At 60.7% G+C, this 8,299-nt stretch carries 6 protein-coding genes; 4 read left to right on the plus strand and 2 right to left on the minus strand.

What is annotated here, in order from left to right; translation table 11 throughout:
* The first annotated feature begins 132 nt into the window (after positions 1-132).
* Both QMX91_RS26510 and QMX91_RS26515 read left to right on the plus strand, forming a co-directional pair.
* Positions 133-1,092, plus strand: a complete 960-nt coding sequence (locus QMX91_RS26510; protein ID WP_282413614.1) for a tRNA-dihydrouridine synthase — start codon at positions 133-135, stop codon at positions 1,090-1,092.
* A 120-nt stretch (positions 1,093-1,212) separates the two neighbouring features.
* Positions 1,213-1,656 (plus strand): Hsp20 family protein, encoded by a 444-nt coding sequence (locus tag QMX91_RS26515; protein WP_007969230.1) that lies wholly within the window; start codon positions 1,213-1,215, stop codon positions 1,654-1,656.
* A gap of 48 nt (positions 1,657-1,704) precedes the next feature.
* Here QMX91_RS26515 and QMX91_RS26520 read toward each other — a convergent pair whose 3' ends face one another.
* Both QMX91_RS26520 and QMX91_RS26525 read right to left on the minus strand, forming a co-directional pair.
* On the minus strand, positions 1,705-4,983 hold the full coding sequence (locus QMX91_RS26520; RefSeq protein WP_098964655.1) for a PAS domain S-box protein: 3,279 nt from the start codon (positions 4,981-4,983) through the stop codon (positions 1,705-1,707).
* A 68-nt stretch (positions 4,984-5,051) separates the two neighbouring features.
* Positions 5,052-5,942 (minus strand): LysR family transcriptional regulator, encoded by an 891-nt coding sequence (locus tag QMX91_RS26525; RefSeq protein ID WP_103367614.1) that lies wholly within the window; start codon positions 5,940-5,942, stop codon positions 5,052-5,054.
* A gap of 141 nt (positions 5,943-6,083) precedes the next feature.
* Between QMX91_RS26525 and leuC the strand changes: the two genes are divergently transcribed.
* Together leuC and leuD are read left to right on the plus strand one after the other, a co-directional pair.
* Complete coding sequence (gene leuC / locus QMX91_RS26530) at positions 6,084-7,502, plus strand: 3-isopropylmalate dehydratase large subunit (RefSeq protein ID WP_027611528.1); 1,419 nt, start codon at positions 6,084-6,086, stop codon at positions 7,500-7,502.
* A gap of 13 nt (positions 7,503-7,515) precedes the next feature.
* Entirely contained in the window at positions 7,516-8,160 is a 645-nt protein-coding gene (leuD, locus tag QMX91_RS26535) for a 3-isopropylmalate dehydratase small subunit (RefSeq protein ID WP_007969234.1), read from the plus strand.
* Positions 8,161-8,299 lie beyond the last annotated feature (139 nt).

Consider the following 8,299-nt stretch of genomic DNA (forward strand, 5'->3'; position numbering starts at 1 on the left):
GAGTGTCAGTCGGCATTTCTCTATCTGACCCACCGCTATCGCGAGCAGGCTCACTCCTACAAGGGATCTGCGGTTTCTTGCGATATCCAGTAAACTGCCGCACGTTTTTTCTTCCTGAGTAGTGTTTTCCCCATGCAAATTGCCCTGGCGCCCATGGAGGGGTTGGTCGACGACATCCTGCGCGACGTGCTGACCCGCGTTGGCGGCATCGACTGGTGCGTGACCGAATTCATTCGGATCAACGATCAGTTGCTCACCCCGGCCTACTTCCACAAGTTCGGCCCGGAGCTGCTCAACGGCGCCCGCACCCGTTCCGGTGTGCCGTTGCGCGTGCAATTGTTGGGCTCCGATCCGGTGTGCCTGGCGGAAAACGCGGCGCTGGCCTGCGAGCTCGGCTCGGAAGTGATCGACCTGAACTTCGGCTGCCCGGCCAAGACTGTCAACAAATCCCGGGGCGGGGCAGTGCTGCTCAAGGAGCCAGAACTTCTCAACAGCATCGTCGAACACGTGCGTCGCGCCGTGCCGGCACATATCTCGGTCACCGCGAAAATGCGCCTGGGTTTCGACAGCCCGGACGGCTCGCTGGTCTGCGCCACGGCGCTGGCCGAGGGCGGCGCCGAGCACATCGTGGTGCATGCCCGGACCAAGGTTGATGGCTACAAGCCGCCGGCGCATTGGGAGTGGATTCCGCGGGTGCAGGACGTGGTCAAGGTGCCGGTGTTCGCCAACGGTGATATCTGGAGCGTCGAGGACTGGCGTCGTTGCCGCGAGATCAGCGGCGTCGAAGACATCATGCTCGGACGCGGTCTGGTATCGCGCCCGGATCTGGCCCGGCAGATCGCTGCCGCGCGCGCCGGTGAAGAAGTGGTCGAGATGACCTGGGCCGAGCTGCTGCCGCTGATTCAGGACTTCTGGCTGCAAGCCAAGGCGCAGATGACTGCACGCCAATCGCCGGGTCGCTTGAAGCAATGGCTGGCGATGCTGACGCGCAATTATCCCGAGGCGACGGAGCTGTTTACCGTGCTGCGCCGCGAGACAGAGCCGGACCAGGTCTCGCGCTTGCTCGGTTTGCCGGTCGCCGCCGCAGCCTGAAAAAATCTGCAAATACTCTCTTGGAAACATTTTGGCGGTCCCTATCTAAGGGGTACGCGATGCCGAATTCGGGTCGCGGAGTCAAAAAACCTTGCTGATTGTTTTCAGGAGATTTGAACCATGAGTACTGCATTTTCCCTGGCACCACTGTTCCGTTCCTCGGTGGGTTTCGACCGTTTCAATGACCTGTTCGAAACCGCGCTGCGCAACGAGCCAGGCAGCACCTACCCACCCTACAACGTGGAAAAACACGGTGACGATCAATACCGCATCGTCGTAGCGGCAGCCGGTTTCCAGGAAGAAGACCTGGAGCTGCAAGTCGAGAAGGGTGTGCTGACCATCAGTGGCGGCAAGCGTGATGCCAACGAAGGCGTGACCTTCCTGCATCAAGGCATTGCCCAGCGCGCTTTCAAGCTGTCCTTCCGCCTGGCTGATCACATCGAGATCAAGGCCGCCGATCTGAGCAACGGTCTGCTGAGCATCGACCTGTTGCGGGTGATCCCGGAAGAAGCGAAAGCCAAGCGCATCCCGATCAACGGAGCGCAGAAGCCGGTTCTGCAATAAGGCCGAGCAAGAAAAAAGGGCGCCACTGGCGCCCTTTTTTTGTGCCCGTCATTCGAGCATCTTTTTCAACGCCTCCAGCGCCACCGGCCGACTGTGCAGATAGCCCTGATACAAATGGCAGCCCAGCCCCTGAAGGAACGCCAGTTGCTCCGGCGTCTCCACGCCTTCGGCAATCACCTCCAGTTCCAGGCTGCGGGCCATGGCGACGATGGCGCGGATGATCTCGGCGTCGTTGGGGTCGGTGGTTGCGTCGCGGATGAACGACTGGTCGATTTTCAGGGTGTCCACCGGCAGGCGCTTGAGGTAGGTCAGCGATGAATAGCCGGTGCCGAAATCGTCCATGGCGAAACTCACACCGAGTTTTTTCAGGCGACGCATTTTGCTGATGGTGTCTTCCAGGTTCTGGATGACGATGCCTTCGGTGATCTCCAGTTTCAGCAGCGAGCAGGGCAGGCCGTGGCTGCTCATGCTGTGTTCGATGCGTTCGACGAAGTCGTTCTGGCGGAACTGCCGTGGGCTGATGTTTACGCACAGGCTGAAGTTGAGCGGGTCGACCAGTTTCAGCGCGATCAATTGTTTGAACGCCTCACAGGCCTCATCGAGGATCCAGGTACCGACCTCCAGAATCAGCCCGCTGTCTTCCAGCACCTTGATGAATTCAGTGGGCGATTGCGCGCCGAGTTCCGGGTGATTCCAGCGCACCAGCGCCTCGGCGCCAATGATGCGGTTGTCCCGCGCATCGACCTGCGGCTGGTAGTGCACGTTGAATTCACCGCGCGACAACGCCAGACGTAAGTCAGTCTCCATACGCAGCCGCTCGCTGGCCGCCTTCTGCATGGTGTTGTGGTACATCTGCGTGGTGTTGCGCCCGGAATCCTTGGCCCGGTACAGCGCAATGTCGGCGCGTTTGAGCAGGTCGGTCGGGGTCGAGCCGTGATCGGGAATCAGTGCCACGCCGATGCTCGGTGTCACTTGCAGGCGCTGGCCGTCGAGGAACATCGGCTCCGAGAGCAGTTCGCGAATGGTGTCGGCCAGTTCCCGCACTTGTGCACTGACCTCGTTGCGCGTGCCTTCGAGGCCACTGAGCAGCACCACGAATTCATCGCCGCCGAGACGCGCCACCGTGTCCTCCATGCGCACGCTGGCTTCAAGCCGCGCGGTGATGATTTTCAGCACCGTATCGCCGACCGGATGACCCAGCGAGTCGTTGATGTGCTTGAAGTGATCGAGGTCGAGGAACAGCAGCGCACCGCGCAGGTTGTGGCGCTTGAGCAGGGCAATCTGCTGGCTCAGGCGATCCATCAGCAAGGCGCGGTTGGGCAGATTGGTCAGCGGATCGTGATAGGCCAGATGGCGGATCTGTGCTTCAGCGTTTTTCAACAGGCTGACGTCCCGGGCGGTCAGCAGCAGGCACGCCGTTTCGTTGAGGGTGATCGGTTCGATCGACACTTCAACGGTCAGCAACTCACCGCGCTTGTTGCGCCCGAGCATTTCCTGATGGTGCACGCGGCCCTTGATCTGCAGCTCGGCAAGCAGCGCCGAGCGTTGTTTCTCTTCGGCCCAGATGCCAATCTGGTACACGGTTTTGCCCACCACTTCTTCAGCGCGATAACCGGTGAGGCGGCAGAAACCGTCGTTGACCTCCAGATAGCGTCCGGTGTCACGTTCGGTGATGGTGATCGCGTCGGGGCTGGAGTGAAACGCCTTGGCGAATTTCTCTTCGCTGGCCTTGAGTGCGGCCTCGGAGCGCTGCTGTTGGGTGATGTCGCGCAGGGTGGTGACGATGCACGGCTGATTGCCGACGCTGATCTGCCGGCTGGAAATCACGCACGTCAGCGACTGGCCGTCCTTGTGCTGGACGATGATCGCGACATTGCTCAGGCCCTGTTCGCGGATCACCCGCTCGATACGTTGCAGGCTTTTCGCCGAGGCGTCCCACAGGCCGATGTCCTCGGCGGTGCGCCCGATCACGTCGGCGGCGCTCCAGCCGAAGGTCTGGGTGAAGCTGTTGTTGATCTCGATGAACTCGCCGCTGTCCTGGCGGGTGACGCAGATCGGGTCGGGGCTGACCTGGAACAGCGTGGCAAATTTCTCTTCGGAGGCGACCAGACGTTGCTCGCGCTCGACCTGATCGGTGATGTCCAGCAAGGTCCCGGCCATGCGCAGCGGCGCGCCGTTTTCGTCGCGATAGAGGCGGGCGCGGCTTTCCAGGTAGCGCGAGCTGCCATCCGCCAGTTGCACGCGATAAGTCAGTTGATAGTTGCCGGCCGGGCCTTCACGCAGGCTGCGGTAGGCGTCGCGCATGCTGTCGCGCTCCTCACCGGGCACGCCTTCGAAAAACTCCTCGAACGACTCGTGAAACGGGATCGGCTCCAGCCCGTGCAATTGCGCGGCCCGCGCCGAGCCGTAGAGCATGCCGCTGGGAATGTGCCAATCCCAAGTGCCGAGTTGCGCCGAGTCCAGCGCCAGATCAAGGCGTTCCTGACTGTCTTTCAAGGCGTGTTCGGCGGCTTTGCGTTCGGTGGTGTCGAGAAACGTGCTGAGCAGATACGGCTGGCCTTCGAGTTCGACCTTTTGCGCACTGAGGATACCGTCATGAATCTGCCCGTTGCTGGCGCGGAACTGCACCTCCATGCTGATCAATTCACCTTTGGCCTTGGTCTTTTTCACCAGCTCTGCGCGTTGTTCGGGGTGCACCCACAGGCCCAGTTCCAGTGTGGTGCGACCGATGGCGTCCTGGACCGGCCAGCCGAACAGGCTTTCGAAATACTGGTTGGCTTCGGTGATCAGGCCGTCTTCCTGGCGCGTCAGCAGCACCATGTTCGGGCACAGGTGAAAAAGTGTGGCGAAACGTTTCTCCGAGCTGCTCAGAGCCTGTTCGCGCTGGCGCTGGTGGGTGATTTCGCGAATCACCCCGATCATTCGGGGCCGGCCGTTTTTGTCCGGCAGCAGGCTGCCGCTGATTTCCAGCCAATGCAGGCTGCCGTCGGGCCAGCGGATGCGGTGGTGCATCGCCTGTTCCAGCGGGGCGCCGGCAATCACCGCGTGGAAGGCGCGCACGGTTTTCGCCCGGTCTTCGGGCGGCAGCAGGTCGAGATATTCCAGGTCCTGGGGCAACGGTTGACGTGGATCGAAGCCGAACAGCGCCTGGGTACCCCGTGACCAACTGATCTGCCCGCGCTCGATGTCCCAATACCAGGCACCGAGCCGGGCGCCGTTGAGTGCGGCGAGCAATTGCGGCGCACTCTCCCAGCTCTGCTCGGAACGTCGCGGATCAATGGCCTGAATACGCGGCATCGGCGGAATTCGGTCAACAGATTTCGGCATTGTTAACGGGCCTTGAGCTGATGGTGGCGTTAGGCACAGGGACAGCGGCTCTATAGGAGTAGCACAAGTTAGCCGGGAGTCCCTGGCAGATCGATTTGCGCATCCAGCAAGGCCATGAAAGCCCTTGCCGCATTCGACAGCGTCCGTTCGGTGTGCACGATATAGCCTAGCTGGCGACTGAGCTGTATGCCCGGCAAAGGTATGCGCGCCACCTGTTCATCAAGCATGGTGCGGGGCAGAACACTCCAGGCCAGACCAATGGAGACCATCATCTTGATGGTTTCCAGGTAGTTGGTGCTCATGGCGATGTTCGGCGTCAGCCCTTGGGCTTCGAACAAGCGTTGGACAATGTGATGAGTAAAGGTGTTGCCTCCGGGAAAAACCGCCGGATGACCGGCAATGTCCGCCAGGCTCACTGCGCCATTGCTGATCAGCGAATGCTCCGGCGCCACCACGAAATCCAGCGGGTCGTCCCACACCGGCGCGGCTTTGACCAGTGTGTGCGGCTCCGGCGCCAGGGTGATCACGGCCAGTTCTGCACGGCCATGGAGAATTTCTTCGTAGGCCACTTCCGAATCGAGGAACTGAATATCCAGCGCCACCTGTGGGTAGCGGCGGGTGAATTCCCTCAATAGCGGCGGCAAACGGTGCAGGCCGATGTGGTGACTGGTGGCCAGAGTCAGCCGACCGCTGACTTCGCCGGTCAGGTTGGTCAGGGCACGGCGGGTGTCGTCCAGCACGTTGAGAATCTGATAAGCCCGGGGCAACAGGGCGCGGCCGGCCTCGGTCAGGCCGACTTCACGACCGAGTCGGTCGAACAGCCGCACCTTCAATTGTTGCTCCAGTCCGGCGATGCGTTTGCTGATCGCCGGTTGCGTCAGATGCAGGCGTTCCCCGGCGCCGGAGAAGCTGCCGGTCTCGGCGATGGCGATAAAAGCATTGAGGTTGGCCAGATCCATGGTTCGTATTCCAGTTGGTTATCCAAAGCATAAAAAATATGAATTTGAGTTATTTAATGTAACCCCATAGGATCGGCCTCACAAGCCAAAGGGTTATTGATAAGCCCAGGGCATAGAAACAAGCTGATGAGGAACCGTCTGATGGCCGGCAAAACGCTCTACGACAAGCTCTGGGATTCGCATTTGGTCAAACAGCGCGACGATGGCTCGGCGCTGATCTATATCGATCGTCACATCATCCACGAAGTGACCTCGCCGCAAGCCTTCGAAGGCCTGCGTCTGGCCGGGCGCAAGCCTTGGCGCATCGATGCCAACATCGCGACCCCGGACCACAACGTACCGACCACACCGGAGCGCAAGGGCGGCATCGCCGCGATTGCCGACCAGGTCTCGCGTTTGCAGGTGCAGACCCTCGATGACAACTGTGATGAGTACGGCATTGTCGAGTTCAAGATGAACGACATCCGCCAAGGCATCGTCCACGTGATCAGCCCGGAGCAGGGCGCAACCTTGCCGGGCATGACCGTAGTCTGCGGCGACTCGCACACCTCGACCCACGGCGCGTTCGGTGCCTTGGCGCACGGGATCGGCACTTCCGAGGTCGAGCACGTGCTCGCCACCCAGTGCCTGGTCGCGAAGAAAATGAAGAACATGCTGGTGCGCGTCGAAGGTCAGTTGCCATTCGGTGTGACCGCCAAGGACATCGTCCTCGCGGTGATCGGCAAGATCGGCACCGCCGGCGGTAACGGCCATGCCATCGAATTCGCCGGCAGCGCGATCCGCGACCTGTCCGTCGAAGGCCGCATGACCATCTGCAACATGTCCATCGAAGCCGGCGCCCGTGTGGGTCTGGTGGCTGCGGACGAAAAGACTGTCGAGTACGTCAAGGGCCGTCCGTTCGCACCGACAGGCGCGCAGTGGGATCAGGCGGTTGAAGCCTGGAAAGACCTGGTCTCCGACGCCGACGCCAAGTTCGACACCGTAGTTGAGTTGGACGCTGCACAGATCAAGCCGCAAGTCAGCTGGGGCACTTCGCCTGAAATGGTGCTGGCCGTTGATCAGAACGTGCCGGATCCGGCCAAAGAGATGGATCTGGTCAAGCGCGATTCGATCGTCCGCGCCTTGAAATACATGGGTTTGACCGCCAATCAGGCGATCACCGACATTCAGCTGGATCGCGTGTTCATCGGCTCCTGCACCAACTCGCGCATCGAAGACTTGCGCGCTGCGGCCGTGATCGCCAAGGGTCGCAAAGTCGCTTCGACGATCAAGCAGGCAATCGTCGTACCGGGCTCGGGTCTGGTGAAGGCGCAGGCGGAAGCCGAAGGTCTCGACAAGATCTTCCTAGAAGCCGGTTTCGAATGGCGTGAGCCGGGTTGCTCAATGTGCCTGGCGATGAACCCGGACCGTTTGGAGTCCGGCGAGCATTGCGCCTCGACCTCCAACCGTAACTTCGAAGGCCGTCAGGGCGCCGGTGGTCGTACCCACCTCGTGAGCCCGGCCATGGCCGCTGCGGCGGCGGTGAACGGTCGTTTCATCGACGTTCGTGAATTGATCTGAAGGAGAGCGCAGCATGAAAGCTTTTACCCAGCACACTGGTCTTGTCGCGCCTCTGGATCGTGCCAACGTCGACACCGACCAGATTATCCCGAAGCAGTTTTTGAAGTCGATCAAGCGCACCGGTTTCGGCCCGAACCTGTTCGATGAGTGGCGTTACCTGGATGTCGGCCAGCCGTATCAGGACAACTCCAAGCGCCCGTTGAACAAGGAGTTCGTGCTCAATGCCGAGCGTTATCAAGGCGCCAGTGTGTTGCTCGCCCGCGAGAACTTCGGTTGCGGCTCCAGCCGTGAACACGCGCCGTGGGCACTAGAAGAATACGGTTTCCGCAGCATCATCGCGCCGAGCTACGCCGACATCTTCTTCAACAACAGCTTCAAGAACGGCTTGCTGCCGATCATCTTGAGCGACGCTGAAGTCGATGAGTTGTTCAAGCAGGTCGAGGCCGAGCCGGGCTATCAATTGCAGATCGATCTGCACGAACAGACCGTGACCAGCCCGAACGGCAAGGTGTACCGCTTCGAGATCGACGCGTTCCGCAAGCATTGCTTGTTGAATGGGCTGGACGATATCGGCCTGACCTTGCAGGACGGTGATGCGATTGCCGCGTTCGAGGCCAAGCATCGTGTGAGCCAGCCGTGGTTGTTCCGCGACGCATAAGATTGATGTAGTCAGGGCTGGCCCCTTCGCGAGCAAGCCCGCTCCCACATTTGAAATGCATTCCCCTGTGGGAGCGGGCTTGTTCGCGAAGAGGCCGGCCCAAACAACACAAATACCAGGAAGTGACCATGACCAGCAC

The sequence above is a fragment of the Pseudomonas sp. PS01299 genome (genome assembly GCF_029960145.1).
GTDB lineage: Bacteria > Pseudomonadota > Gammaproteobacteria > Pseudomonadales > Pseudomonadaceae > Aquipseudomonas > Aquipseudomonas putida_A.